The sequence below is a fragment of the Fluviirhizobium alvei genome, from assembly GCF_030551875.1.
GTDB lineage: Bacteria > Pseudomonadota > Alphaproteobacteria > Rhizobiales > Rhizobiaceae > Rhizobium_E > Rhizobium_E alvei.
This window is the reverse complement of sequence record NZ_JAUOZU010000008.1, coordinates 110,696-135,444: the sequence shown is the minus strand read 5'-3', so window position 1 is coordinate 135,444 and position 24,749 is coordinate 110,696. Positions and strand designations below refer to the sequence as shown.

General features: G+C 59.5%; 27 protein-coding genes. 16 read left to right on the top strand and 11 right to left on the bottom strand.

The annotated features are described in order from the left end of the window. The first annotated feature begins 217 nt into the window (after window positions 1-217). The 3 genes from Q4481_RS12555 to Q4481_RS12545 are packed head-to-tail and all read left to right on the top strand — an operon-like array spanning window position 218 to window position 2,109. Entirely contained in the window at window positions 218-967 is a 750-nt protein-coding gene (locus Q4481_RS12555; protein WP_304376720.1) for an energy-coupling factor ABC transporter ATP-binding protein, read from the top strand. Then, window positions 942-1,547 carry an energy-coupling factor transporter transmembrane component T gene (locus Q4481_RS12550; RefSeq protein ID WP_304376719.1) on the top strand — a complete coding sequence of 202 codons (606 nt, stop codon included), beginning with the start codon at window positions 942-944 and terminating at the stop codon, window positions 1,545-1,547. The genes Q4481_RS12555 and Q4481_RS12550 overlap by 26 nt, the downstream gene beginning before the upstream one ends. Window positions 1,548-1,557: 10 nt before the next feature. Then, window positions 1,558-2,109 (top strand): biotin transporter BioY, encoded by a 552-nt coding sequence (locus tag Q4481_RS12545; RefSeq protein WP_304376718.1) that lies wholly within the window; start codon window positions 1,558-1,560, stop codon window positions 2,107-2,109. A 30-nt stretch (window positions 2,110-2,139) separates the two neighbouring features. Here the strand turns inward: Q4481_RS12545 and tlpA are convergent, their stop codons facing one another. Beyond that, window positions 2,140-2,808, bottom strand: a complete 669-nt coding sequence (tlpA, locus tag Q4481_RS12540; RefSeq protein ID WP_377353824.1) for a thiol:disulfide interchange protein TlpA — start codon at window positions 2,806-2,808, stop codon at window positions 2,140-2,142. Window positions 2,809-2,840: 32 nt separating this feature from the next. Between tlpA and argH the strand changes: the two genes are divergently transcribed. The 4 genes from argH (at window position 2,841) to Q4481_RS12520 (ending at window position 8,569) form a co-directional block, all read left to right on the top strand. Continuing rightward, on the top strand, window positions 2,841-4,241 hold the full coding sequence (gene argH / locus Q4481_RS12535) for an argininosuccinate lyase (protein WP_304376716.1): 1,401 nt from the start codon (window positions 2,841-2,843) through the stop codon (window positions 4,239-4,241). A gap of 135 nt (window positions 4,242-4,376) precedes the next feature. Then, complete coding sequence (gene lptM, locus Q4481_RS12530) at window positions 4,377-4,577, top strand: LPS translocon maturation chaperone LptM (RefSeq protein WP_354542297.1); 201 nt, start codon at window positions 4,377-4,379, stop codon at window positions 4,575-4,577. 12 nt (window positions 4,578-4,589) lie between these two features. Beyond that, the gene (gene lysA / locus Q4481_RS12525; RefSeq protein ID WP_304376715.1) at window positions 4,590-5,858 is read left to right on the top strand and encodes a diaminopimelate decarboxylase; all 1,269 of its coding nucleotides are present in this window, start codon (window positions 4,590-4,592) and stop codon (window positions 5,856-5,858) included. A gap of 152 nt (window positions 5,859-6,010) precedes the next feature. Further along, on the top strand, window positions 6,011-8,569 hold the full coding sequence (locus Q4481_RS12520) for a TIGR02302 family protein (RefSeq protein WP_304376714.1): 2,559 nt from the start codon (window positions 6,011-6,013) through the stop codon (window positions 8,567-8,569). A 45-nt stretch (window positions 8,570-8,614) separates the two neighbouring features. Here Q4481_RS12520 and Q4481_RS12515 read toward each other — a convergent pair whose 3' ends face one another. The 3 genes from Q4481_RS12515 to Q4481_RS12505 all read right to left on the bottom strand — a co-directional run bounded on the left by Q4481_RS12515 (window position 8,615) and on the right by Q4481_RS12505 (window position 10,336). Continuing rightward, window positions 8,615-8,974, bottom strand: coding sequence for a response regulator (locus Q4481_RS12515; RefSeq protein WP_304376713.1), 360 nt, complete (start codon window positions 8,972-8,974; stop codon window positions 8,615-8,617). 122 nt (window positions 8,975-9,096) lie between these two features. Continuing rightward, complete coding sequence (gene hpt / locus Q4481_RS12510) at window positions 9,097-9,639, bottom strand: hypoxanthine phosphoribosyltransferase (RefSeq protein ID WP_304376712.1); 543 nt, start codon at window positions 9,637-9,639, stop codon at window positions 9,097-9,099. Window positions 9,640-9,700: 61 nt separating this feature from the next. Further along, window positions 9,701-10,336, bottom strand: a complete 636-nt coding sequence (locus Q4481_RS12505) for a hypothetical protein (RefSeq protein WP_304376711.1) — start codon at window positions 10,334-10,336, stop codon at window positions 9,701-9,703. A 140-nt stretch (window positions 10,337-10,476) separates the two neighbouring features. Here Q4481_RS12505 and ftsE point away from each other — a divergent pair, with 140 nt between their 5' ends. The 4 genes from ftsE to Q4481_RS12485 all read left to right on the top strand — a co-directional run bounded on the left by ftsE (window position 10,477) and on the right by Q4481_RS12485 (window position 13,721). Then, window positions 10,477-11,136: a cell division ATP-binding protein FtsE gene (ftsE, locus tag Q4481_RS12500; RefSeq protein WP_304376710.1), complete on the top strand. Its 660-nt coding sequence runs from the start codon at window positions 10,477-10,479 to the stop codon at window positions 11,134-11,136. After that, on the top strand, window positions 11,129-12,130 hold the full coding sequence (locus Q4481_RS12495) for a cell division protein FtsX (protein WP_304376709.1): 1,002 nt from the start codon (window positions 11,129-11,131) through the stop codon (window positions 12,128-12,130). The genes ftsE and Q4481_RS12495 overlap by 8 nt, the downstream gene beginning before the upstream one ends. A gap of 60 nt (window positions 12,131-12,190) precedes the next feature. Further along, a complete protein-coding gene (locus Q4481_RS12490; protein ID WP_304376708.1) occupies window positions 12,191-12,847 on the top strand; it encodes a YdcF family protein in 657 nt (218 codons plus the stop codon). Between the two features lie 67 nt (window positions 12,848-12,914). Continuing rightward, window positions 12,915-13,721 carry a lysophospholipid acyltransferase family protein gene (locus tag Q4481_RS12485; RefSeq protein WP_304376707.1) on the top strand — a complete coding sequence of 269 codons (807 nt, stop codon included), beginning with the start codon at window positions 12,915-12,917 and terminating at the stop codon, window positions 13,719-13,721. Here Q4481_RS12485 and Q4481_RS12480 read toward each other — a convergent pair. Next, on the bottom strand, window positions 13,706-14,257 hold the full coding sequence (locus Q4481_RS12480; protein WP_304376706.1) for a gamma-glutamylcyclotransferase: 552 nt from the start codon (window positions 14,255-14,257) through the stop codon (window positions 13,706-13,708). The two genes, Q4481_RS12485 and Q4481_RS12480, sit on opposite strands and share 16 nt — an antisense overlap. Window positions 14,258-14,294: 37 nt before the next feature. Here Q4481_RS12480 and Q4481_RS12475 point away from each other — a divergent pair, with 37 nt between their 5' ends. Then, on the top strand, window positions 14,295-15,299 hold the full coding sequence (locus Q4481_RS12475) for a DUF2125 domain-containing protein (protein ID WP_304376705.1): 1,005 nt from the start codon (window positions 14,295-14,297) through the stop codon (window positions 15,297-15,299). Window positions 15,300-15,316: 17 nt separating this feature from the next. Here the strand turns inward: Q4481_RS12475 and Q4481_RS12470 are convergent, their stop codons facing one another. From Q4481_RS12470 to Q4481_RS12460, 3 genes are all read right to left on the bottom strand, one after another. Next, window positions 15,317-17,002 (bottom strand): AMP-binding protein, encoded by a 1,686-nt coding sequence (locus Q4481_RS12470; protein ID WP_304376704.1) that lies wholly within the window; start codon window positions 17,000-17,002, stop codon window positions 15,317-15,319. 81 nt (window positions 17,003-17,083) lie between these two features. Then, window positions 17,084-17,470, bottom strand: coding sequence for a DUF2794 domain-containing protein (locus tag Q4481_RS12465; protein ID WP_304376703.1), 387 nt, complete (start codon window positions 17,468-17,470; stop codon window positions 17,084-17,086). Window positions 17,471-17,578: 108 nt separating this feature from the next. Next, the gene (locus Q4481_RS12460; RefSeq protein ID WP_304376947.1) at window positions 17,579-18,217 is read right to left on the bottom strand and encodes a DUF1223 domain-containing protein; all 639 of its coding nucleotides are present in this window, start codon (window positions 18,215-18,217) and stop codon (window positions 17,579-17,581) included. Between Q4481_RS12460 and Q4481_RS12455 the strand changes: the two genes are divergently transcribed. The 3 genes from Q4481_RS12455 to Q4481_RS12445 all read left to right on the top strand — a co-directional run bounded on the left by Q4481_RS12455 (window position 18,123) and on the right by Q4481_RS12445 (window position 20,235). Then, entirely contained in the window at window positions 18,123-18,374 is a 252-nt protein-coding gene (locus Q4481_RS12455; protein WP_304376961.1) for a hypothetical protein, read from the top strand. The genes Q4481_RS12460 and Q4481_RS12455 overlap by 95 nt on opposite strands. A 276-nt stretch (window positions 18,375-18,650) precedes the next feature. Further along, entirely contained in the window at window positions 18,651-19,106 is a 456-nt protein-coding gene (locus tag Q4481_RS12450) for an Lrp/AsnC family transcriptional regulator (RefSeq protein ID WP_304376702.1), read from the top strand. A 157-nt stretch (window positions 19,107-19,263) separates the two neighbouring features. Beyond that, window positions 19,264-20,235 carry a calcium-binding protein gene (locus Q4481_RS12445; RefSeq protein ID WP_304376701.1) on the top strand — a complete coding sequence of 324 codons (972 nt, stop codon included), beginning with the start codon at window positions 19,264-19,266 and terminating at the stop codon, window positions 20,233-20,235. Here the strand turns inward: Q4481_RS12445 and acuI are convergent, their stop codons facing one another. The 3 genes from acuI to Q4481_RS12430 form a co-directional block, all read right to left on the bottom strand. Next, on the bottom strand, window positions 20,236-21,231 hold the full coding sequence (gene acuI, locus Q4481_RS12440; RefSeq protein WP_304376700.1) for an acrylyl-CoA reductase (NADPH): 996 nt from the start codon (window positions 21,229-21,231) through the stop codon (window positions 20,236-20,238). A gap of 61 nt (window positions 21,232-21,292) precedes the next feature. Beyond that, window positions 21,293-23,569, bottom strand: a complete 2,277-nt coding sequence (locus Q4481_RS12435) for a xanthine dehydrogenase family protein molybdopterin-binding subunit (RefSeq protein WP_304376699.1) — start codon at window positions 23,567-23,569, stop codon at window positions 21,293-21,295. A 2-nt stretch (window positions 23,570-23,571) separates the two neighbouring features. Further along, complete coding sequence (locus Q4481_RS12430; protein ID WP_304376698.1) at window positions 23,572-24,030, bottom strand: (2Fe-2S)-binding protein; 459 nt, start codon at window positions 24,028-24,030, stop codon at window positions 23,572-23,574. Between the two features lie 58 nt (window positions 24,031-24,088). Here Q4481_RS12430 and Q4481_RS12425 point away from each other — a divergent pair, with 58 nt between their 5' ends. Next, a complete protein-coding gene (locus Q4481_RS12425) occupies window positions 24,089-24,676 on the top strand; it encodes a TetR/AcrR family transcriptional regulator (protein ID WP_304376697.1) in 588 nt (195 codons plus the stop codon). Window positions 24,677-24,749 lie beyond the last annotated feature (73 nt).

The following is a 24,749-nucleotide window of genomic DNA, read 5'->3' as shown; positions in this document are numbered from 1 at the left end:
GTGGCGATTGACTTGTAGCGATGCGGGGATCGGTGAAAACTGCAGAAATTTGGTTCACCTCGTCGAGTGTCGGCCATGCCGCCGACCGGATTTCGGCTTGGGCAGAGCCGGCAAAGCCGAAATCCGCTTCGAAATGCGATAGACGATGCATCGCTCTTGCGGCTAATGAGACAGAGAACCCGCTTGAAGTCTTGAACTAGAGGAGCACACTCCGTCCTTGTCGAACGAATTGCGCCATACGCCGAACCAGCAAGGCATCAGTCTCGACAGGGCCGCCTACGCGGTGGCGGGCAAATTGATCCTGTCGGACCTTTCCTTTGCGCTTTCGGAACGGCGGATCGCCATCATCGGACGCAACGGATCGGGCAAGACGACGCTGCTACGGCTGATGGCCGGGCTGGTTGCGCCGACATCCGGATCCGTCCTCGTCGACGGCATCGATCCGGCCAGGGATCGCAAGGCGATGCTCGATCGCATCGGCATCCTGTTCCAAAACCCGGACCACCAGATCATCTTTCCGACCGTTGCCGAGGAGCTCGCCTTCGGCCTTCAGCAGCAAGGCCGGACCAAGGCGGAAGCCGCTTCCATGGTGGAGGATTTGCTGGCCCGCCATGGACGCAGCCATTGGCTGACAGCAACCGTTCATTCGCTCTCGCAGGGCCAGCGCCATTTTCTCTGCCTGCTTTCTATCCTCGCCATGAAGCCGGATAGCATTCTGCTCGATGAGCCGTTTGCGAGTTTCGATCAGCCAACGGTCACGCGGATGGCACGCATTTTCGATCAGCTGCAGCAACGCCTCATTTTCATCACCCATGATGCGAGGACAGCATCAAGCGCACAAAGGGTTCTATGGCTGGAGGCGGGGCAGATTCGCGCCGACGGGCCACCGGCGAGGGTGCTGCCGGAATTCGAAGCCGAGATGCTACGGTTGGGTTCGATCGATGCTGACACTGACATCGCCTTTTAAAACGCGGTATCACGCCATTCAGGCCGGGGCGAAACTGGCGCTCCTTGCTGCAGCCACGCTTGTGGTCATGCCTCTGTCTGCGCCGGTTCCAATCCTCTGTGCCTTTGGAGCGGCGGCCGCACTTTATCTTGCGGAAGGGTGGCGCTTTGCCGTCCATGGGCTGAAACATCTGCGGCCGCTCTGGCCATTCGTTGTCGTCCTCCTTGTCTGGCATGGACTTTCCTCCGGCTGGCAAGGGCTCTGGGCAGGCATCGCCATCAGCGTCAAGATGCTGACGGCTGTGGCCCTGGCAAACCTCGTTACCATGACGACGCGGCTCGATGACATGATCGCGGTGATCGAGCGCCTTGCGGCGCCTTGCGCCCGGCTCGGCCTGTCGCCGCGCGTTCTCGCGATTTCGATAGCACTTGTCATCCGCTTCGTTCCCGTGCTTATGCAGCGGGCAAACCAGCTGGCGGAAGCCTGGCGGGCACGCAGTTTTCGACGGCAGAACTGGCACATCCTCGTACCGATGACGCTCGCCGCCATTGATGACGCTGAACAGATTGCCGAAGCGCTGCGGGCGCGCGGCGGCTTATAGGAGAGATCCCATGGAACGTAATGTTGCCCTGATCGCGCTTTTTGCGGCGCTGATTGCCCTTCTCGGACTGGTGCCGAAGATCGATCTCGTTTCTGGCGTTCCGATCACCGCCCAGTCGATGGGCGTGATGATGGCCGGAATCATTCTCGGCGCCAAGCGCGGCTTCCTGGCAGGCGCCTTGTTGCTGGCGTTGGTTGCCGTCGGCCTGCCGCTTTTGGCCGGCGGTCGTGGCGGCCTGGGTGTCTTCGTGGGTCCCACGGCCGGCTTTGCCATCGGCTTTCCCTTCGCTGCCTTTGCAGCCGGCTGGCTGATGGAGCGTATGAAAGCGCCGATTGCGATTTCCGCTTTCGTATCGGCCCTGTTCGGTGGCGTCGTGGTTCTCTATGCGATGGGCATCGTCGGCATGTCGCTGGTGCTCGGCAAAAGCCTGTCCGAAGCAGCGCTTCTTTCAACACCGTTCCTGATCGGTGACGTGATCAAGGCTGCAGTGACCGCACTCGTCACAGATCAGCTGGCGCGCCTGCGTCCAGGCGCGGTTCTGTCGCGCAACGCGAGCCGCTAACGTTCAGGATTGGGGGAGAGGCGCGGATATCTACGCGCCCTCTCCTATCGCGGCCTTGATCAGCGCCTGGGCATCGTCGCCCTCCCAGGCCGCCGGTCCATTGAGCGAACCGAGCATGCAACCTTTGCCGTCGAGCAAGACCGACGCCGGCAGGCCGAAGGCGACGCCAGCGGCCTTGAGGGCGTTGAAGCTCGATAATGTTGCGTCGTGATAGAGCGGCAATGCATCGATCTTCGTTTCTTCGAGAAATTCCTTCGGCTTTTCGTCACTGCCGGTATCGAGATTGATGGCGGTGACCTGGAACCTTTCGCCGCCGAGTGCCTTCTGCAGCCCGTTCAGGGCCGGCATTTCCTCACGGCAGGGCACGCACCAGGTGGCCCAGAGATTGACGAGCTGCACCTTGCCCGAAAAATCCTCGAGCCGCGCGTCTTTCCCGGTCGCCGTCTTGAAGGCTGGCAGCGACAGAGCCTGTGGATCCTTGTTGACGATGAAGGCCGCAACATCACCGCGGGCAAACGGTGTCAGCCGGGCTACGGTTGCCTTGGCGGGCGTGCAATCGACGGCCACCGTCTGCTCTTGCCCATTGCCTTTTGCCGCCTCTTTCAGGTAAACGGCCACTGCACCGGCAATGAGGCCCGCTCCGGCGGCAATTGCCACCAGCTTCATCGAGGGGAAGAGGGATCTTTTCTTTTCCTGCATCGTCTCACTCATTCACCGGTCAGGGCATGGTCATGGCAGAAGATTCTTCGAATTCCTCTTCGAACCAGATGTGGGGCGGCCGTTTCGCCGCCGGTCCCGCCGCGATCATGGAGGAGATCAACGCCTCGATCGGGTTCGACAAGAAGCTTTACGCCCAGGATATCGAAGGCTCGATTGCCCACGCCACCATGCTGGCAGCCAACGGCATCATTTCCGAGACCGATCGCGACCAGATCATCACTGGCTTGAAGCAGATCAGGCAGGAGATTGAAAGCGGCGCGTTCGAATTCTCACGCAAACTTGAAGACATTCACATGAATGTCGAGAGTCGTCTTGCCACGCTTATCGGCGCCGCCGCCGGCCGTCTGCACACGGCGCGTTCGCGCAACGATCAGGTGGCGCTCGATTTTCGCCTCTGGGTCAAAGCCGAACTCAAGAAGACGGAAGCCATGCTGACGGCCCTGATCGGCGCCTTCCTCGACAAGGCCGAAAAGCATGCCGATACGGTCATGCCGGGCTTCACGCATCTGCAGACTGCCCAGCCGGTGACCTTCGGCCACCATTGCATGGCCTATGTCGAAATGTTCGGCCGCGACCGGTCGCGCGTTCGCGATGCCATCGAGCGGCTCGATGAAAGCCCGATCGGTGCTGCGGCACTGGCCGGCACTCCCTATCCGATCGATCGCCACATGACGGCAGCCGCACTCGGCTTCCGCGAGCCGACCCGCAACTCGATCGACACCGTGTCGGATCGCGATTTTGCCCTCGAATTCCTGTCAATTGCCGCAATCTGCGCCGTTCATCTGTCGCGCTTTGCCGAGGAAATCGTCATCTGGACGACGCCGCAGTTCGGCTTTGTCCGGCTTTCGGATGCCTTCTCGACCGGCTCCTCGATCATGCCGCAGAAGAAGAACCCGGATGCCGCAGAACTGGTGCGCGCCAAGACCGGCCGCATCAATGGTTCGCTGATCGCACTCCTGACGGTAATGAAGGGCCTGCCGCTCGCCTACTCGAAGGACATGCAGGAAGACAAGGAACAGGTTTTCGATGCCGCCGAAAATCTCGAACTCGCCATTGCTGCCATGACCGGCATGGTGGCCGACATGACGGTCAATGTCGACAATATGAAGAAGGCCGCCGGTTCGGGCTATTCGACCGCGACCGATCTTGCCGACTGGCTGGTGCGCGAACTCGGCCTGCCCTTCCGTGAGGCCCATCACGTCACCGGTCGCGTCGTGGCGCTCGCCGAAAAGAATGCATGCGATCTTTCGGCCCTGCCGCTCGATCAACTGCAGGCTATCCATCCCGGAATCACCGACAAGGTCTATGATGTGGTGACCGTCGAAGCTTCTGTTGCCTCGCGCAAGAGCTACGGCGGCACGGCACCTGACCGGGTCCGCGAACAGATCGCGGCCTGGCGCAACCGGCTCTGATCACGGCGATTGATGCCGGCTTCACCAGAATCTGGGTGCACAAGCCGCAGGATTTTCGCTAAGAAGCGATAAAGAAGAGCATCGCCGTTGCAGATACGGCAGGGCGTTGCTGTCGATACTCAGGGAAAGATGACCGTGAACCTGTCGAAACAGCAGATCCTGCCCGTTGCTGCTCTCCTGGCAACCGCGCTCCTTGTCTCCGGCTGCGGTCGCAAGGGTGATTTCGATACGCCGAAACCGGCATCGACAGACGTGACCGTTAAGCCGGGCGATCCGGTCCAGCCGAAAAAGCGCACCGTCAGCGATCGCCCCTTCTTTCTCGACCCGCTGCTTTGACAGGATGATTCCGTGAACCATTTCGAATACAGGGATGGCGTTCTTTACGCCGAAGGCGTGGCAGTGCCGGAAATTGCCGAGAAGGTCGGCACACCTTTTTATTGCTATTCGACTGCCACGCTCGAGCGTCATGTGAAGGTTTTCCAGGAAGCCTTCTCCGATGTCGATTCGCTCGTCTGCTATGCGATGAAGGCCAACTCCAACCAGGCGGTTCTGAAAACGATCGGCCGTCTTGGTGCCGGCATCGACGTCGTTTCCGAAGGCGAGCTGCGCCGCGCGCTTGCGGCTGGCATCCCCGCCTCCCGCATCATGTTCTCCGGCGTCGGCAAGAAGCCGCGCGAGATGGACCTGGCTCTGGAAGCCGGCATCTATTGCTTCAATGTCGAAAGCGAGCCCGAGCTTGAAGTGCTCAACCAGCGCGCCCTCCTCAAGGGCAAGCGCGCGCCGGTCTCCTTCCGCATCAACCCCGATGTCGATGCCAAGACGCATGCCAAGATTTCGACCGGCAAGAAGGAAAACAAGTTCGGCATTTCCTACGAGCGGGCCCGTGCCGTCTATGCCCGTGCGGCCAAGCTGCCGGGCATCGAAGTAACCGGCATCGATATGCATATCGGCAGCCAGATCACCGATCTCCAGCCTTTCGACGATGCCTTCCGCCTGCTCGCCGAACTGGTCGAGACGCTGCGCAAGGACGGTCACCTGATCGAACATGTCGATATCGGGGGTGGTCTGGGCATTCCCTACAAGCTCGACAATGATCCGCCGCCGCATCCGGAAGAATATTCCCGCGTGGTGAAAAACCAGCTGCGCGGGCTCGACTGCAAGATCGTGACCGAACCGGGCCGCCTGATCGTCGGCAATGCCGGCATTCTGGTCACCGAAGTCATCTATGTGAAGGATGGCGGCGAAAAGACCTTCGTGATCGTCGATGCGGCGATGAACGATCTCATTCGCCCGACGCTTTATGAAGCCTGGCACGAGATCATGCCGGTGCGGATCTCTGCCGCCCACGAGCCGCGCATTCGCGCCGATGTCGTCGGCCCCGTTTGCGAAACCGGCGACTATCTGGCGCTCGACCGCGAAATGGCGATGCCGAAACCCGGCGATCTGATGGCGGTCGGCTCCGCCGGCGCCTATGGCGCCGTTCAGGCCGGCATGTACAATTCCCGCCCGCTTATTCCGGAAGTGCTGGTTCACGGCGATCGGTTCCATGTCATCCGCGCCCGCCCGACCTATGATGACATGATCGGCATGGACGACCTGCCGGATTGGCTTGACTGACCATCCGGCCAGTGCTTGCCTCAATCGATTGTGATGGGGCGGGGGCTTGCTTGCCTCGCCTTTGCCCAAAAGCATGCTAAGGTTCTGCTTCGATTTATCCGCAAAGGCAGGGTATGGACGATTCTGTGAGGCAGGACCCCGATCTGGAGAGATTGCGTCGGCGTATCGGACGGATGCGGGGCCTCGCATTCCTGGTGCTTTCGGCTGAGAGGCTGATCATCGCAGCGCTTCCGGCGCTCGCCGTGCTTGCCCTAACCGCGATTATTGCCTGGTTCGGCCTTGCCCGTGAACTCGGCACCTATGCCAGGATCGCGATGCTCGTCGTCCTTCTGGCAGCCTTTCTCGCAAGCCTCCTGCCGTTCCGTAAGTTCCGCTGGCCGGATGGGAACGAGATCAATCGCAGGCTTGAAAGCCGAAGCGGCGTCGCCCATCAGGCCATCGCTGTTCAGACCGAACGGCCCGCAGGTGACGATCCCTTTTCGCTGGCGCTCTGGCAATTGCACCGCAAGCGCATGGCTGCCGAGATCGGCATCCTGTCGGCGGGCCTGCCGGAACCGGATCTCGTGCGCCGTGATCCCTATGCCTTGCGGGCGCCGATCGTGCTGCTTTTGGTGATTGCGGCAAGTTTTTCGCTCTCCAACAATGGCGGCAGGCTTGGAGATCTCTGGTCCTTTTCCACGCCCCAGAATGGCGAAGAGCCGCTGCGCGTCGATGCCTGGGTGACGCCTCCTGCCTACACCGCCCTTGCACCGGTCTATCTGAAGACGGTCGATCCGGGCGCGACGATCCGGGTACCGCAAGGTTCGGAACTGACCATCCGCATGAGCGGAACCGATGCGGGCGATCGCGTGACCTTCAAGTCGGCAAGCGGCAACGAAACAATCGCGCTTGCCGCCGACAAGCCGGTTGAGCCGCAGAGCAATGCAGCCGATAAGGCCGCCAGTTTCCGCTTCAAACTTGTCGCCAACGGCACGATCACCATCGACGACCTTGCCTATGATTTTGACCTGATCGAGGACAAACCGCCGTCGATTGCCTTTTCCAAGGAACCGAGCCGGGCCGTCAATGGCGCCCTTGAGATCGCCTTCGAAATCAAGGACGATTATGGTGTCGGGGAAGCCAGTGCAGAGATCGTTCCGGTCGCCAAGGACGACAAGGCCATACCGCTCTTCGATCCACCAACCTTCAGGCTCGATCTTCCGGGAAGCGATGGCAAGTCGATCAAATCCACCGTCAGCCGGGATCTGACCGAACATCCCCTGTCGGGCAAGAAGGTCAAACTGACGCTGATTGCCAAGGATGCCGCCGGCCATGTCGGTCGCAGCGAGACGAAGGAAATCGTGCTGCCGCAGCGCTTCTTTTCCGAACCGCTTGCGGGCTCGATTGCCGAGCAACGCCAGGTCTTCGCGCTCGATGTCAACCGGATCCCGCATTCGCTGGCGCTCGCAGACGCAATATCCATGCGGCCGGAGGAACAGATCCCCAATCTCGCCCATTTCCTGATGCTGCAATCGGTCACCAACCGCTTGAAAATGGTGGGCAATTTTCAGGATCTCGAAGAGGTTGCCGCCTATTACTGGGATGTCGCCCGCTTCATCGAGGATGGCGATCTGTCCTCTGCGGAAAAACGCCTCAAGGATGCGCAGGACCGCCTTGCCAAGGCGCTCGATCGCAATGCATCGGACAAGGAAATTGCCGCACTGATGAAGGAATTGCGCGATGCCATGGACCAGTACATGGCCGAGCTTTCCAAGCGCATGCAAAATCCCGATGCGAACCGCATGGCCAACCAGAATATGCGGATGCTGCGCAGTCAGGATATCGAGAACATGCTGAGCCAGCTCGAAAATCTGGCGCGCTCCGGCAACAAGGATGAGGCTCGCCGACTGCTCTCCGAAATGCAGCGGATGATGAACAACCTGCAAACCGCGCGTCCGCGCAACAACCAGCAGCAACAGCCGAGCCCGATGCTCGAGCAGATCGACAAGCTCGGCGAGCTGATGCAGAAGCAGCAGAAGCTGATGGAAGAGACGCATAAGCTTGAACAGGCGCTGCGCGACCGCATGCAGCGCGGCGATCCGCTCGATGAGGATGGGCTGGCACCCGGTGAAGATCCGTTCGCGCAGGAAAACCCGCCGGTGACCGAGGATCCGGAACAGGGCCAGAAGCAGGACCAGCCCGGCAGCGAGCAGGACGAGATGACTGCCGACCAGTTGCGCGAAGCGCTGAAGGAACTGCGCAGCCGCCAGGACCAGTTGTCGAAGGATCTGCAGGCATTTGAGAAGGGTCTCAAGGATCTCGGCATGAAACCGGGGCCGGGTTTCGGCGATGCCGGCAAGGAAATGGGCGAATCATCGCAGGCGCTCGGCAAGGCGCAGGGACAACGGTCGGCGGATGCGCAAGGCCGCGCACTTGAAGCCCTGCGCAAGGGCGCCGGCGACATGATGCAGCAGATGATGCAGCAGGCAGGCCGCAACGGCCAGCAGGGCATGCCGATGCCGGGCGACATGCAGGCGCAGGGCAACGATCCGCTCGGCCGCCGCAGCGGCGAGGTTGGCAACGAGATCGACGAGCAGGTGAAGATCCCCGGCCAGATCGATATCCAGCGTGCCCGCGAAATCCTCGAACAGATCCGTCGCAAACTGGGTGACGGTCCGGCGAGCCTGATCGAGCGGCAATATCTGGAACGTCTGCTGGAGAATTTTCAGTAACGGAGTGAAGAGCGCCGTGACCGGCGCAAGCCCTTCATCGGCGGATCAAGCCGCCAGTGCCAGCGCCACCGCCTTGCGGATATCAGGTAGCGAGAAGGGTTTGGAGACGACGTCGACGATCTTTTCCATGAGGTCGTCGGCGCGCTCGCGCTGTTCGGCATAGCCCGTCATCAGCAGGATCTTGAGGTTGGGATGATTGGCCGAAGCGCGATGCGCAAGCTCGATCCCATCCATAACCGGCATACGGATATCGCTGAGAAGAAGATCGAAAACGCCTTCGCCGAGGGCTTCGAGCCCTTCGGCGCCATCCGCCGCCTCGACAGTGTCATGACCGTCCAGCCTGAGTGCGCGCGCCACGAAGGAGCGCAGCGAGTCCTCGTCTTCGGTAATGAGAATGCGAGCCATATTGTTTACCTCGAATTAATCCGTGTCCCACCTAACAACGGCGGCGGTTTTGGAAGGGTAAACAAGGCGGCAAGCAATAGCCCTATCTCGAACTATGCTTGCTCATTCCTTTACGGAGCGCGTCACGCCTCGCCGGTGACGACCCCCACGAAGGGTAGTTCGCGGAAGGCATAGGCCACGTCCATGCCATAGCCGACAACAAAGTGATCGGGACATTTGAAGCCGACGAAATCAGCCTCCAGCGCTGTCTGCCGCTTGTCGTGCTTGTCGAGCAGAACCGCGATGTTGACGTTGCGGGCACCGCGTTCGATCATCAGCTCCTTCGCATAGGTCAGCGTCCGTCCGGATTCGAGAATGTCGTCGATCAGGAGGATATCGCGATCCTTCACTTCGCTGTCGATGTCCTTGATGATTCGGACGCCCTGCGACACGGTGCCGGTACCGTAACTGGACAGCGTGATGAATTCCACTTCCGGCGCAAGCCCGACATGATGCAGAGACCGGATGAGGTCCGCGGCGAAGATGAACGATCCCTTGAGGACCGCGATCACCAGCAGGTCCTTGACCGGACCGGCAGCAATTTCCTTTGCCAGTTCGTCATTGCGCTTGGCAATCATGTCCGCCGTAAACAGGGGCTCGATGGTTTTTCCGCGAATGACATGCATGTCCGGACTCCGCTTTCAGTGGGTTGAGCGAGAGCCCTAGCACATGGTTTTTGGCCTTGCATCAGTCGCTTTGCGCCAGAACGGTGATTTTAGGGGTTTTCCCGCCTTCAAACCGCAAGCGTCCGGCAAAGCGCATGGCGCCGCCGGCTGGAACCTCGATACCGGCCAGTCGAACCGTTCCGATTGGCGCGCCGCCTTCGCGTGAGAGGACAACGAGATCGGGCGCAGGCAAGCTGTTTCGGGTGGCATTCTCAAGGCGCCCGCGCACCTCGAGAACGGACAGACCGTTGCTTTCCATCCGGCTCGCCGACACGTTCTCGATCCGGAAAGGTGTGGCCGGTTCCTGGACGGGACCTTTGGCAAACAGGCCGGACAGGCCGCCGAACATCCAGAGATTGAGAAAGAACAGAGCACCGACAAGCGTCATCAGAGCCTGGGGCGACAGCGCAGCGATCCATGCCAGTACCGGGCCCGGCGATTTCGACGCCGGCGCCTTGCGGTTGGGCCGGGTGCCAAAACTGTTGTTGTCATTGTCGCGCCGCAATCGGGTTGCTGGAATCTCTTCGAAAACGGCATCCTCTATGTCGGAGGAACGGGGCGCGCGATCGAAGGCAGACCCTCTACGGGCGCCGCGTTCAGGCAGGAGCAAGTCCTCGGCGTCATAGATACGATGTACGTTTCCGGCCTTACCCTGCATCGGTCCGCCTCTCGAATGCGGGCCGCATCTCGCGGCCATTGAACTTGCATCGGAGCAGAAGTAAACTGATATGGTTAATGCTTTGCAAATCAGTCAGGAACCGCTTTTCGTCAGAAGATCGCGCGAACCAGGACAAGCCCTTGATTCATTTTGAAAATGTTGGACTCCGATACGGAATGGGTCCGGAGATCCTGCGCGATTTGACCTTCGACATTCCCAAGAAGTCGTTCCAGTTCCTGACCGGCCCGTCTGGAGCGGGCAAGACCAGCCTGCTCAAGATGTTGTTCATGTCGCTGCGTCCCACGCGCGGCCTCATCCGCGTGTTCGGCCGTGAGATGGGCGATATTCCGCAGGCGGAATTGCCGATGCTGCGCCGGAGAATCGGTATTGTCTTTCAGGATTTCCGCCTCCTTGACCATCTGACGACCTATGAAAATGTCGCCCTGCCCTTACGCGTGCGCGGCAAGGAGGAAATCAGTTATCGCAATGACGTGATGGAACTGCTCAAATGGGTCGGGCTCGGTGATCGTATCAATGTCCTGCCACCAGTCCTCTCGGGCGGCGAAAAGCAGCGCGTGGCGATTGCGCGCGCGCTCATTGACCAGCCGGAACTGTTGCTCGCTGACGAGCCGACCGGCAATGTCGATCCACCCATGGCGCGCCGCATTCTCAAACTCTTCATGGAACTCAACCGCTTCGGCACGGCTGTCGTCATTGCCACCCATGACCTGACCCTGATGGATCAGGTCGAAGCGCGTCGCATGATCCTTACTTCCGGGCGGCTCGATCTCTATGACTGAGGGGCGCAAAGGAGCAAGAAAGCAGGCTTCGCCGCTCCGCCGCGGCCTGACGCTGCGCAAGACCGCATCCATCGTTCCGCAGCAAAGCGTGCAGGGCAGGGCGCTGCTTGCCGTCATCGTCATCATGTCTTTCCTCGCCTGCCTGACCATCGGCGCCGTCTCGATGATCCGCTCGACCGCCTCGGCTTGGGCCAGCCAGATCTCCCGCGAGATCACCATCCAGATCAAACCCGACGAAGCCATCGACATCGAGAAATCACTGCTGGAAGCCCGCCAGCTGGCCCTCAATTTTGTCGGCACCCGCAGCGGCAAGATTATGGACAAGGATGCGACGGCACGCCTGCTCGAACCGTGGCTGGGGCCGGGCCTCGATATCGATGAGCTGCCGGTGCCGCGACTGGTGATCATCACCATCGACGAACAGAATCCGCCCGATTTTGCCGCTATGCGCGCGGAATTGTCGAAGCGAATTCCTCAGGCCTATCTCGACGATCATCGCACCTGGGTCGATCGGTTGGTTTCAATGGCGCGCACCACCGTCGTCATCGGTTCGGCCGTTCTGGGCCTCGTCTTCTTCGCCATGGTGCTGACGGTGATTTTCGCCACCCGCGGTGCCCTTGCGGGTAACCGTCACATCGTGGAGGTGCTGCATTTCGTTGGCGCCGAATCGGCCTTCGTCGCACAGGAATTCCAGAAGCATTTCCTGATGATCAGCCTCAAGGGATCGCTCGCCGGCGCGGCCATGGCCGCCTTCTGCTTCGCAGGTGCTGCCTGGTGGCAATCGCGGACGCTTGCCACACCCGAGGCCGATCAGGCAGCAGCCCTCTTCGGCACCTTCTCGATCGACTGGACCGGCTATCTCGGCATCTTTCTGACCATGCTGGTGATTGCGGCGCTGACGACGTTGACAGCGCGCTTCACGGTGATGCGCACCATCAACGAAATCGACCATATCCGTTCGGATCCCGGTCGCATGGACCAGTTTCAGGCATGAAAAATCTGCGATCCTGGCCGCCCTTCGGCCAAAAAGCGCGGCTATGATACCGGAATGATGATGAGTGAAACGAGGATGAGCGAGGAGCTTGACGACGAAAAGCCGGCACGCGGTCGTCTGCGCCGCCTTGCGAGCTACGTCGCCCGGTTGCTCTTCATCATCATCGCCGCAGGTCTTTTGGCCTTTGGCGGTGGCTTCCTCGTCTTCTACCAGCATGTCGCCACAATGCCGGTACCTGACGCGCCGCAGGCGGATGGCATTGTCGCGCTTACGGGTGGTTACCAGCGCATCGACCAGGCTGTGCTTCTTCTCGGCAAGGGTGCAGGAAAGCGGCTGTTGATTTCCGGCGTCAACCCGGCGACCACAGGCAACCACATCCGCCTTCTGACGCGCAGCACCACCAATCTCTTCACCTGCTGCGTCGATATCGGTCACGACGCAGTGGACACGACCGGCAACGCGGTTGAAACCGCGCGCTGGATCGACCAGCAGGGTTTCGCGAGCGTCATTCTCGTTACCAACAATTACCATATGCCACGCAGTCTGGTGGAACTCGAACACGCTTCGCCATCCACCACCTTCATTCCCTATCCGGTGATGACGCCGCTGGATCTTTCCGCAATTGCGGCCAATCCGCTGGTGTTGCGAACGCTCGCCTCCGAATATGTGAAATTCCTGGCCGTTCATATTCGCAACTGGTGGGACCATCCGGCCTGATTCGCCGGCTTTCCTCCAGCCGGTCTTTGCTCTACAGAGAAGCGCTCACATCCTTGCGGACTTTCTGATGGCCTATCTTCGTTCCGGTCTTTTCCATATTGCCTTTTACACCAGCTTCATCGTTCAGATGCTGGTCTTCACGCCGATCTACTTTTTCCTGCCACGCAAGACAGCCTATTTCGTCCCGAAAAACTGGGCGCGGTCCAATCTCTGGATCGCCAAGACATTTCTGGGACTGACCTTCGAAATCGAAGGGCTTGAGAAGCTGCCGAAAAGCGGTTTCATCCTGTCACCGAAGCATCAGTCCTTCTGGGATACGTTTGCGCTCATTCCATCGCTGGATGATCCGGTCTACATTCTCAAACGGGAGCTTCTTTGGATTCCGCTCTTTGGCTGGTACGCCGCCAAGCAGAGGATGATCCCGATCAACCGCGCTGCGAAGAGCCGGGCCATTCCGGAAATGCTTGCCCGCGCGCGCGAGGAAATGGATGCCGGTCGTCAGCTGATCATCTACCCGGAGGGCACACGCAAGGCGCCCGGTGCACCGCCGGACTACAAGATCGGCATCGCGCGGCTATATAGCGATCTCAAGGTTCCGGTCGTTCCGGTGGTGATGCATCCCGGCCTGTTCTGGCCACGGCATGGCTTTCTTCGCTTCGGCGGCCACTTCAAGGTCCGTTTCCTCGATCCGATCGAACCCGGACTGTCGACGGATGCCTTCTTTCGCCAGCTGGTGGAAACGACAGAGCGGGAAAGCGACCGTCTTCTGCTTGAGACGGTGCGTGCCAACCCGCATGTACCTCTGTCGCGCGTCACCGCCCAAAAGGTAGCCGAGCTCGAACTGGCCGAACGACACGCTCAGTCGGCGGCCTGAAGCAGATCGATCCGCTCGGCGACAGCTTCCATCCAGCTGTCGCGGATGCCGAGTTCGCGAAGATGGGCAACGGTGTTGCGCAGATAGTCCGTATTGGGTCCGGATTTTCCCTGAGCGCCCACCACCGTTTCAGCCGCATGATCGACCGTCAGGCCCGACACATACTGATGATGGTGCCGATCAGCGGTATAGGTCAGTGCCGTTTTGCGGGAACCGTCAGAAAATCTCACGGGAATGAGACGTTCGACATAGACATTGGTGACAAGCTCGCGTTCGCGGAGATAGGCAACCACCCACTCCCACTTCTCCGGCGCAATGCGAAACGCAACACCGCGACAGGCGCCGCCACGATCCAGACCGAGAACGAGACCCGGTCTTTCCTGTGTTCCCCGATGCACCCAGGAGCGGATGCATAGCGCGCGATGGAAGCCATGGGCGGTCACGATCTGTCGTTCGAGATAATCGAAGCCCGGATTCCACATCAGCGATCCGTAGCCAAACACCCAAAATTCGTCCATATCCGCAGGCACTGGCATGTTCATGTTCGGTTTGATTCTCGAAAAGGATTCCTGAATGGCAGCCCCCGCAAGTGGAGCCACATCCACCGCGTCGCGCAAGATCAGACGGCTGGGAATCGGTGTGATCCTCGTCACCGCGCTCTACTCTGCCGGTTGGTATTACGCCGCAAACAGGATCGAATCAACGTTGCACGACATGCTCGGCAGAGGCGGCTTCGGCTCGCTCGATATCGCTTGCAGCAACCTCAAGACCGGGGGCTTTCCATTCCTGATCGGCTTCACCTGCGACAAGACTGCGGTCGAGGAGCCGGCGATGGGCCAGACGCTGGAAGCCGGCGCCCTCAATGTCGCTGCCCGGGTTTACAATCCCGGCACCGCCCTCATCGAACTCGAAGGGCCGAGCCGGCTCCAGCTCGAAGACGGCTCGACGATTGAAGCCAGCTGGAAACTGTTACGCGCGAAAATCGACGCAGGCTTTTCGGGCCTCAACAGCCTTTCCCTTTCCGGCAACGAGGTGAAGGCGGAAGCTGTCGTCGCGGCACTGTTCCAGTCATTTTCACTGCAGGCGAAGGCCGCCGAAGCTCATTTCCGCACGGATGGCGACGCACTCGATAGCGCCCTGCTTCTTCGCGAATTCCAGTGGCAGGAGACGGGCGGTGAGCCACTTCTCCCGCCGCTTTCTGCCAGTGTTGAAGCGGTTCTGAACGAGCGGGCGGGACTGCTGAAAGGACGGCCGCCAGTCGGAAAGGCGATGACCGGGATCATCACCAGCCTGAAGTTCGAAATGCCGGGCGGCCTCTTTGGCGAATTGTCCGGACCCTTCAGCATTAATGATGCCGGATACATGACCGGTACGTTCAAGACGAGGCTGGAGAAGCTTGGACTCTGGGAAGAAGTTCTCAACAAGGCCTTTCCCGAGGCGCAGTCGACCATTTCAGGCATGAAGGCGATGCTGCAGGGCTTGGCTTCGGGAGGCGATGCGGTCGATGTCCAGCTTCAGGTCACCGATGGGCTGATTACGCTTTCGATGATGCCGCTCGGCCATATTCCACCGATCTGACGGGTCAAATCTCTCGCCTAACCGACCAGTTGCGATCTCGGTTGATCCGGCAGGATTTCCTGGCGCGCCGCGTCGCGCAACTGCCGACGGATCACCTTTCCGGTCGTTGTCATCGGCAGATCGTCGACGAAAGCCACCTCGCGGGGATATTCGTGCATCGACAGCCGTTCCTTGACCCAGTCGCGGATTTCCGCAGCCAGTGCGTCCGAAGGGCTGAAGCCATCGGCCAGTACACAATAGGCCTTGACGATCTCGGTTCGTACCGGATCGGGCTTGCCGATGGCGGCTGCAAGCCGCACGGCCGGATGGGAGATAAGGCAATCCTCAATCTCTGCCGGACCGATCCGATAGCCGGATGAGGTGATGATATCGTCGTCGCGGCCGAAAAACTCGACAAAGCCCTCCTGGTCCATCACACCCTGGTCACCCGTCAGCATCCAGTCGCCGATGAACTTCTTCGCGGTCGCTTCCGGATTGTTCCAGTAACCGAGAAACATCACGGGATCCGGACGGCGAACGGCGATCTGTCCTGCGCGCCCGCGCGGTAGTTCGCGACCGTCCTCATCGATGATCGCGACCCGGTGGCCCGCCGTGACCTTGCCGATCGCACCGGCCCTGGTGACACCAAGACCGGCAATCGACCCCAGCACGATGTTGCATTCGGTCTGGCCGTAAAACTCATTGACCGTGATGCCCAGTTCCCGGCGCGCCCAGTCGTAGGCCTCGCGGCCGAGCGTTTCACCCGCAGAGCCGATCGCTCGCAACTTGAGGGCAAACCTGTCCCGCGGTCGAGCCACGGCCAGCATCAAACGCAACGCCGTCGGCGGAATGAAAGCATTTGTCACCCCGGTTTCCGCCATGATCCGGAAAGCGAGCAGGGGATCAAATTTCTGAGCCGGCGAACAAACGACCGGAACACCCATCATCAAGCCGGGCAGAAGACAGTTCAGGAGACCGCCGGCCCAGGCCCAATCTGAGGGCGTCCAGAACTTGTCACCCGGTTGCGGCATGAATTCCTGCGCCATTTGCACGCCCGGAACATGGCCGGCGAGAACGCGGTGCGCATGAAGCGCGCCCTTGGGCGGACCCGTGGTTCCCGACGTATAGATCATCAAGGCCGGATCGTCCTTGGAAGTGTCGGCTGCGACAAGAACAGGCGACGAGGCTTCCACGAGCGCATCGAAGACAAGCGCATCGTCAGTTCCGGAAGGCGTCGACGTATCGTTGCCATCCACCACGATGACATTGAGAAGGTCGGGAAGAGCAGATCGTAACGGAGCCAGCTTCGCCAGACCGAACCTGTTGGTTACGACGAGCCTGGAGCCCGAATCCCTGAGCCGGTATTCCAGCGCGTCCTCGCCGAACAGGAGTGCGAGTGGCAAGGCAATGGCGCCGATCTTGTAGATCGCAATATGGGCAATGACGGTTTCGAAAGATTGCGGCAGCAGCAACGCCACGCGGTCTCCGGCATGAATGCCGAGCGATATCAGTCCATTGGCAAAACGATTGGAACGGTCACGCAATTCGCCGTAACAGAGCTTTGCGTGATGTCCATCGGGCGAATAGGCTTGAAGTGCAATTCGATCCGGCTCTCGGTCGGCCCAGTCATCGGCAACCGCACGGCCCATGTTGAAACGATCCGGGATCGCCCATTCGAAATCACCGATCAGGGCTTCATAGTTGTCGCGGATGGGCAGAAACATCGATGAACCTCGAAACTTTCGCGCCGCAATAGCATTTTTCCGCAATGCGGAAAAGCACTTTGCTCGAAAGCGCCCTCATGGTCAGTCGTAGAGTTTCTGGATCTTGTCGAAGAACTTGAGGACCTGTGCGAGTTCATGGCCGCGTTTGAGGATGCGTCCCTGCGTGTTGACGATCGAAAAGGCACCCTGTTTGGCGGCCAACTTGGGGTTCTTTTCGATCTGGTAGAGGGGAAGATCGCCCGAACGCTTGAAGACGGAGAAGATCGCCTTGTCCTTGAAATGGCCGATCGCATAATCGCGCCATTCGCCCTCGCCGACCATGCGCCCATAAACTCTCAGGATCTGGTTGAGTTCAAGCCGGTGAAAGGTAATCGGCATGGCATCGCGCGGTTCGCGATAATCCTTGATGTCCACGACGATTCGGTTCGATTTCGTAGCCGTCTCGTTCTGTTCGATCTGATCCGACATGTGACCCCATTCGCCCACTGCGATGCTTCGTCGCGAAGCATGACGGTTCGATGACAGTGTGCCCGATCATCAAGGAATTGCAAGATGGCTTCGTCTCGCCTCTAGCGCTCAGAGGGCTGCAGCGCCGAGAATACGACCAGGATTTCCGGCCTTGTCATGGGTCTGGAGAAGGATAGCGCAGCCATCATAACCGCGTTTGGCGAGCATGGCCGATGGCAGTTTCACCGTCAGCGATTTTCCATCCCACATGCCCACAGTCTCGAGACTCGTGACTGCATTGCGGTAGGTGACCGTCCGCCCCTTGTTTTCACCGCGGTCGATATCGACGATCGTTTCGCGTCGGAAATAGGCAATCACCACATCGGCCTTGCCCTGCCCGGCACCGATCTTGATCGTCAGGTCGTCACTCGAAAGCGTGGCGTCGACGGGGACGGTAACGCCCTCTCCCTGGTTGCGCATGGTCTCCAGCCTGGAAACCAGCGATTCCTGATTGGAGAACTTGATGTCGCGAATGCCATTGAGAACAATCTGGGGCGTATAGACATTGCTGTTACCCAGCGAACGCGCGTAATTATACTGGCGATCGGTGTTTTCTTTCGCGCTCAACGTGTCTTGCCAGCCGAGATAGTTCCAGTAATCCACATGGTAGGCAATGGTGACCAAGTTGGGTTCCTCGGACAGCTTTTCGAAAGCGGCATCAACCTTCGGGCAATTCGAGCAGCCTTGGGATGTGAACAATTCGATCACGCCGACGGGCACGGACCTGCGCAGCTCTTCCGCCCAGGAAGAGCTTTTCATTGCAAAGGCCGCTGCGATAAAAGCCGCTCCAATGATCCAGGGTCTGATTGATCTCATGATCCATCCTGCATGGCTTGCAAGGGCGCGGAACAGCACCCCTTCATGATGCTTATAGTCGAAGGACCCTTCACATATAAATCAAAATCCGTTGAGCGGTACGATAACACCCATCCGGATCACTCAGCGATGGCGTCGTGTACCGAGGCTGAAAACTCCACGCCCATCCCTATGGTTTCATGAGTGAATCTTTATTTTATCTTAAGGTGCATTTTTCTCTGAATAAGTTTGAAAAGATGCCTTGAATTGTCAATATTCGCACTATCGATGTATGATTTTTATCATTAGACCTATGCAGATGCATGACACAGAGAAGCGGGGAAGAATGAGCATTTTGGACGAAACGGATCGCGGGCTCCTCGCCCTGCTTCAGAAAAATGACAGGCTTTCGCTTGCAGAAATCGGTCAGGAACTGAAGCTTGCACCTTCGACCGTGAATGACCGTATCAAGCGGCTCGTTCGCAACGAAATCATTTCAGGCTTTCACGCGAAGGTGAACCCCGAGAAGGTTGGCCTCGATCTGCTTGCCTTCGTCTTCGTCGGCTGGAACGAACCTCAGGTGGAAACGGCCTTTCTCCGAAAGGTTGCAGAAAGCGACGCGGTTCTGGAATGCCACCATGTCACGGGCGCCTGGAACTACCTGATCAAGGTGCGTCTGGCCAACACACGCGATCTCGAGAAATTCCTCGCACAGGAACTCAAGAGCATCGATGGGTTGATGCGGACGGAAACGCTGATCGTATTGTCCTCCGCGAAGGAAGTTTCATCACTCGGCGTCTGATCCCATTTGAAAAAAATGCGATCGCTTCGAATAATCTGCCGAGCTGAAGCGTTTTGACTTCGTAGGCCGTTTCTATGGGCTGTAACCTGGGGAACGGCAATGCTGCGCGCGGTGCCATAGAAGAAATCCATCGAAACACATTCCGACGGAGGCCGACATGGCAACGACGATCAGAGGCACGAACCGCAACGACACGCTCCAGCAGAACGGCCGGCCTGAGGTCCGCATTTTCGGGCTCGACGGCAATGACAAGATCGGACTGGATCGCGACGACGATCTTGGCGGCAACAATTTCGTCGATGCCGGCAGAGGCAGGGATCTGGTGGCAAATGCATTCGAAGGCGGCAACCGCATCCTTCTCGGCGCGGGCGATGACAAATATGTCGGCCTGGGTTTCGATTTCAATTTCGCCGACCGTGTCGAAGGCGGCGATGGGAATGATCAATTCTTTCTGACCACCAATATCAGCACTTATGTGGGTGGAAAGGGCAACGACATTTTCCACTCCGAAGGCCACAAGAACGATTTCATCGGCGGCACGGGCATCGACACCATCTCCTACAAGTTCCGCCATGAGAGCAGCGTTGTCGGCGACGAAGGCGTGACGATCAGCCTTGGGGAAAACGCGGCTCAGACCGGATCCAACTCACTTGAAGAGTTGATCTCGATCGAGAATGCCATCGGCTCTCTCAATAGCGATATCATCGGCGGATCCAATGGAGCCAACAAACTGTCGGGCCTGGCTGGTGATGACGATGTTTTTGGCTTCGGTGGAAACGATGTCCTCGATGGCGGCGCCGGTATCGACTTTCTGTTTGGCGGGGCCGGTGCGGATCGGTTCGTGTTCTCCAGCCTCTCGCACAGCCAGTTGAACCGCCCTGACGAAATCAAAGACTTCTCGCAGACCGAAGGCGACAGGATCGACCTCTCTGCCATCGATGCCAACCCGAACCTCGTGGGCAATCAGGCGTTCGAGTTCATCGGCTCTGATTTCTTCTCTGGCAACGGCGGCGAAGTGCGCTTTACCAAGGGCATGCTGCTGGTCGATATCAGTGGCGACGCTGATTCCGAAATGGCATTCAGGGTCTTTGGTGTCTCCGACCTGCAGCAATCGGATTTCATTCTGTGATCATCTCGAGGGATCGATCACCACCCGGCCTTTGACCTGGCCAGCCAGAATGGCGCGGCCGAGTTCGGGCAGCTCCGACAGGCCATGTTCGGTGACCATCGCTTCGAGCATGCCAAGTGGCAGGTCGGTGGTGATCCGGTTCCAGGCTGCCACGCGCTCCGAATAAGGCCGCATCACCGAATCGATCCCGAGAAGGCTGACGCCGCGCAGGAGAAACGGGATGACCGTAAAGGATGGAACCGCCGCGCTCGCTGCCAACCCGATCGAGGCAACCGCGCCATCATATTTCATCTGCTTGAGCACCCGGCCCAGCATTTCGCCGCCAACGGAATCAACGGCACCAGCCCAGCGCTCGCTTTCGAGCGGCTTGGGGCTCGGATCGGCAATGTCGGCGCGGGGAATGATGTCGGAGGCACCGAGCGAGCGGAGATAGTCAGCGGTTTCCGGCCGACCGGTGACGGCGGCCACCCGGTAGCCGAGCCTTGCCAGAATGGCGACCGCAACCGAGCCCACACCACCAGCAGCACCAGTGACCAGCACCTCACCCTTGTCGGGCGTCAGCCCCGCCTTCTCAAGCGCAATCACGGCCAGCATGGCGGTGAGGCCGGCAGTGCCCACGGCCATGGCCTGCCGTGCCGTCATGGCATCGGGCAGGGGCACAAGCCATTCGGCCTTGACGCGGGCGCGGGTCGCATAGCCGCCCCACCAGGCCTCACCGACGCGCCAGCCCGTCAGGACCACCCGGTCGCCGGGCTTGTAGCGACTGTCGGCAGAGCTTTCGACCGTGCCGGAGAAATCGATCCCCGGCACATGCGGATAGGTGCGGACCAGACCACCCTGGCCGGTGAGGCAAAGGCCGTCCTTGTAATTGAGCGTCGAATAGTCGACGCGGACCGTGACGTCGCCATCGGGCAGGCGCGAATCATCCAGCTCCTGAATGCTTTGCGAAATCGCGCCCTCGGCCGATTTCTCGACCAGCAATGCCCTGAATGTCATGTCCTGCCTCCCAATGCCGTGTTTATGTGCCGACTTTAGGGATTCGGAACGACCGAAGCAATCAGACGAAGGTCACTTCATCCGCCAGCGGCATCCGCCTTACCCGTTTCCCGGTCAAGGCGAAGACCGCATTGGCAAGCGCCGGCATGACTGGCGGCGTACCCGGTTCACCCGCCCCACCCATATGTTCGGAATTCGCGAGAAAGGCGATCTCGATCGCCGGAGTCTGGTACATGCGCAGTCCGTCGTGATCGGAGAAATTCATCTGCTCCACCATTCCATCGGCAAAGGTGATTTTCTGCCCGACGGCGGCGGAAAGGCCAAACACGATGCCTGACATCAGCTGGGCACTGAAATTCCGCTCGTCAAGCACAAGGCCGGCATCGGCTGCACAGAACACTTTCTCGATGCGGATGCCGGCTTCTTCCTGCGCCACCTGCACGACCTGGGCAACCCAGGTTCCGAAAGCCACCGTGAAGGCAATGCCGCGCGCCTTGCCTTGCGGTAGCGGCGTCGACCAGCCGGACATGTCCGCCACCTTGTCGAGCAGCGCGGTTGCCACGGGGTAGGGCGCCATCAGCTTGCGACGCAAGGCCAAAGGATCAACCTTACCCGCAGCCGCAATCTCGTCGATGAAGCTTTCATGCATGAAGGCGTTGTAGGAATAGCCAACCGAACGCCAGAAGGTCATTGGAATTGGCAGTGCAACGGCACGACCGTCGATCCTGTGGTTTTCAATCGCATAGGGCTGGTTATAAGCGCCGTCGATCATCGTATTGTCGGGGCCGCCAGCAGGCAGGGACGGAAAGAAACGACCGAGAACATTCTGGGTGAGGGAAGGCGAGGCGACGGATCCCAGAACTGCCTTCGGACTGCCATCCTTGTCGAGCACAGCGCGATATTTCGCCTTTGCCACCGGGCGGAAGGGGCTGTGGGTCATGTCTTCTTCACGGGTCCAGATGGTCTTGACCACCTTGCCCGGCATCGCAAGCGCCAGCCGCACTGCATAATCGACAAAATCGAGTTCCGCCCGGCGACCGAAACCGCCGCCAAGGAAAGTCACATGAACGCGGACCCGATCCTCTTCGAGACCGGCAATCGAGGCGGCCAGGGTTCGGGCCAATGTCGGTGCCTGGTGGGGGATCCAGAGATCCAGCCAACCATCCTTGATCCGTGCCGTCGCATTCATCGGCTCCATCGCCGCATGCGACAGGAACGGCGCATAATAGTCCGCCTCGATGATCTGGTCCTTGGATGCTTCGGCGAAAGCCTTTTCCGGATCGCCCAGGGTGCGCAGCACGAAACCGGTCTCGCCAGCCAGTGCCACGTCGAGCTGCTTCTCGATGGCTTCGCTGGTTTCCGGGTAGGTGGCTTTGCCCCAATCGGCGACGACAGCATCCGCAGCCTGGAAGGCGCGCCATGTATTGTCGGCAATCACCCCATAGCCCTCGCCGAGCGGGCTTCGGATTTCGATGATTTTCAACACACCGCGCATCGATTTTGCAGCAGAGGAATCCAGCCCGTTCAGCTTACCACCCAAATGTGGGTTCATGCGCACCGTTGCGTGAACCATATCGGCGCCTGCGACATCCATCCCGAAGATCGGTGCGCCGGTAACTTTGGCCAGCATATCCTTGCGCGGCTGGCTCTTGCCGAGAATCTTCCAGTCCCTGGCATCCTTGAGCTTCACCTCGTCGGGCGGAGTCAGGACTGCCGCTTCCGCTGACAATTCTCCATAGGTGAAGCTCTTGCCGCTTTTGGGATCGGTGACCTTGCCGTCCGCCGTGGTGAGCGATGCCGCATCGACAGTCCAGCGCTTGGCGGCGGCACTTTTCAACATCTCGCGCGCCGCTGCACCGGCCAACCGCATCTTTTCGAAATGGTCGACTGTGGATTGCGAACCACCGGTGAGCTGGATCGCGACGAACTTCGCGACCACACCGATTGCGGCCCTTGTCGATTCCGCCATCATACTGTCATCGAACAGCGGGAAAGGCGCACCTTCCTTGAGCGAAGCGGTGTTGTAGTAGGCGGCTCCCGGCGGACCATGTTCGATGGCGATCTGATCCAGCGTGACGTCGAGTTCCTCGGCCAGCAACGCGCCGAGCGTGGTAAAAATCCCTTGGCCCATTTCGGCGCGCGGCGCGATGACCGTGATCCTGTTGTCCGATCCGATCTTCAGATAGGGATTGAAGGTCGATTCACCCTCGGCCAGATCGTCCTCGAGCGGATTTTCAAATGGCTGCCTGTACTTGTAATAACCGAAAGCAACGCCACCGGCCACGGCCACGGCGCCGAGAAGCAAGGTGCGACGGGTAATCTTGGCAATCGTTCCCATGATCAGGCTCCTGCAATGTCGGCGGCGGCACGCTTGATGGCGGCCCGAATGCGGGGATAGGTTCCGCAGCGACAGAGATTACCGCTCATCGCCTCATCAATGGCGGCATCATCCGGGTTCGGGTTCTTTGCCAACAGGGCCGCAGCGCTCATGATCTGGCCGGCCTGGCAGTAACCGCATTGCGCAACCTGCTCTTCGATCCAGGCCTTCTGCACCGCATGCAGGCTTTCGCCGGTCGCAAGTCCGTCGATCGTCGTGATCGCGCCGGCAACAGTGCCGACCGGCGTGGCGCAGGAACGCACCGGCTCACCGTCGATCCACACGGTGCAGGCGCCGCATAGGGCCTGACCGCAGCCGAATTTCGGCCCCTTGATGTCGAGTTCGTCGCGCAGCGCCCAGAGGAGGGGCATTTCCTCCTCGACTTCGAGCGTGTAGGCTTTGCCATTGACGGTGAGTTGCATCCGACTCTCCTATTGTATGATCCTTGACAAAATAACGAATAATGTCAGAATGTCAAATATGAGCGAAGCAGAAAATTCCAACCGTCGCAGTACCATTCTCGATGCCGCCTTTCGAACCTTCGTTGCTTACGGTTTCAAGCGCACCACCATGGCCGATATCGCCGCGGCAGCCGGGATTTCGCGGCCAGCGCTCTATCTCGAATTCAAATCAAAGACAGATATCTACCGCGCCGAGTTCGTACATCTGCTGGACCGAGCGAACCAGGCGACGCGAGATGCGCTGATGGGCGAGGGTGATTTTTCGAGCCGCCTGACGCGCGCTGCCCTGGCTGGTACCATCGATGCGCTGCGGAATATCGTCGATACACCGCACGGCGCCGAACTGTTCGATGTCAAACAGGAGATCGCCGAGGATCTTGGCCGTTTGTGGTTCGACCGCATGGAAGACGATATCGCCCGCGCGCTGGTCGATGCGGAAGCGAAAGGGGAAATCACACTGGCATCCTCAAAGATGGATCCGACAACCTTTGCACGTTTGCTTGTCTCAGCAATCGAAGGCATCAAGCTGCGCATGACGGATTGCGATAGTGCCGAAGCCGATATCCGGCGCCTGGTCTTTCTCATGACGCGACCGCTCATCAATTGAGCGTCATCAAAAAGCCTAAGGATTGACATTGCACTGAGGCTGCGTCACCTCCATCTCATTGCCATGTTCGACC

Bases quoted from the DNA above. Each gene is read 5' to 3' on its own strand.
- Q4481_RS12550 (WP_304376719.1), top strand. From the start codon at position 942: ATGCTGACACTGACATCGCCTTTTAAAACGCGGTATCACGCCATTCAG.
- Q4481_RS12545 (WP_304376718.1), top strand. From the start codon at position 1,558: ATGGAACGTAATGTTGCCCTGATCGCGCTTTTTGCGGCGCTGATTGCC.
- tlpA (WP_377353824.1), bottom strand. From the start codon at position 2,808: ATGCAGGAAAAGAAAAGATCCCTCTTCCCCTCGATGAAGCTGGTGGCA.
- argH (WP_304376716.1), top strand. From the start codon at position 2,841: ATGGCAGAAGATTCTTCGAATTCCTCTTCGAACCAGATGTGGGGCGGC.
- Q4481_RS12515 (WP_304376713.1), bottom strand. From the start codon at position 8,974: ATGGCTCGCATTCTCATTACCGAAGACGAGGACTCGCTGCGCTCCTTC.
- hpt (WP_304376712.1), bottom strand. From the start codon at position 9,639: ATGCATGTCATTCGCGGAAAAACCATCGAGCCCCTGTTTACGGCGGAC.
- Q4481_RS12505 (WP_304376711.1), bottom strand. From the start codon at position 10,336: ATGCAGGGTAAGGCCGGAAACGTACATCGTATCTATGACGCCGAGGAC.
- Q4481_RS12495 (WP_304376709.1), top strand. From the start codon at position 11,129: ATGACTGAGGGGCGCAAAGGAGCAAGAAAGCAGGCTTCGCCGCTCCGC.
- Q4481_RS12490 (WP_304376708.1), top strand. From the start codon at position 12,191: ATGAGTGAAACGAGGATGAGCGAGGAGCTTGACGACGAAAAGCCGGCA.
- Q4481_RS12485 (WP_304376707.1), top strand. From the start codon at position 12,915: ATGGCCTATCTTCGTTCCGGTCTTTTCCATATTGCCTTTTACACCAGC.
- Q4481_RS12480 (WP_304376706.1), bottom strand. From the start codon at position 14,257: ATGCCAGTGCCTGCGGATATGGACGAATTTTGGGTGTTTGGCTACGGA.
- Q4481_RS12475 (WP_304376705.1), top strand. From the start codon at position 14,295: ATGGCAGCCCCCGCAAGTGGAGCCACATCCACCGCGTCGCGCAAGATC.
- Q4481_RS12470 (WP_304376704.1), bottom strand. From the start codon at position 17,002: ATGTTTCTGCCCATCCGCGACAACTATGAAGCCCTGATCGGTGATTTC.
- Q4481_RS12465 (WP_304376703.1), bottom strand. From the start codon at position 17,470: ATGTCGGATCAGATCGAACAGAACGAGACGGCTACGAAATCGAACCGA.
- Q4481_RS12455 (WP_304376961.1), top strand. From the start codon at position 18,123: ATGGTGACCAAGTTGGGTTCCTCGGACAGCTTTTCGAAAGCGGCATCA.
- Q4481_RS12450 (WP_304376702.1), top strand. From the start codon at position 18,651: ATGAGCATTTTGGACGAAACGGATCGCGGGCTCCTCGCCCTGCTTCAG.
- Q4481_RS12445 (WP_304376701.1), top strand. From the start codon at position 19,264: ATGGCAACGACGATCAGAGGCACGAACCGCAACGACACGCTCCAGCAG.
- acuI (WP_304376700.1), bottom strand. From the start codon at position 21,231: ATGACATTCAGGGCATTGCTGGTCGAGAAATCGGCCGAGGGCGCGATT.
- Q4481_RS12435 (WP_304376699.1), bottom strand. From the start codon at position 23,569: ATGGGAACGATTGCCAAGATTACCCGTCGCACCTTGCTTCTCGGCGCC.
- Q4481_RS12430 (WP_304376698.1), bottom strand. From the start codon at position 24,030: ATGCAACTCACCGTCAATGGCAAAGCCTACACGCTCGAAGTCGAGGAG.
- Q4481_RS12425 (WP_304376697.1), top strand. From the start codon at position 24,089: ATGAGCGAAGCAGAAAATTCCAACCGTCGCAGTACCATTCTCGATGCC.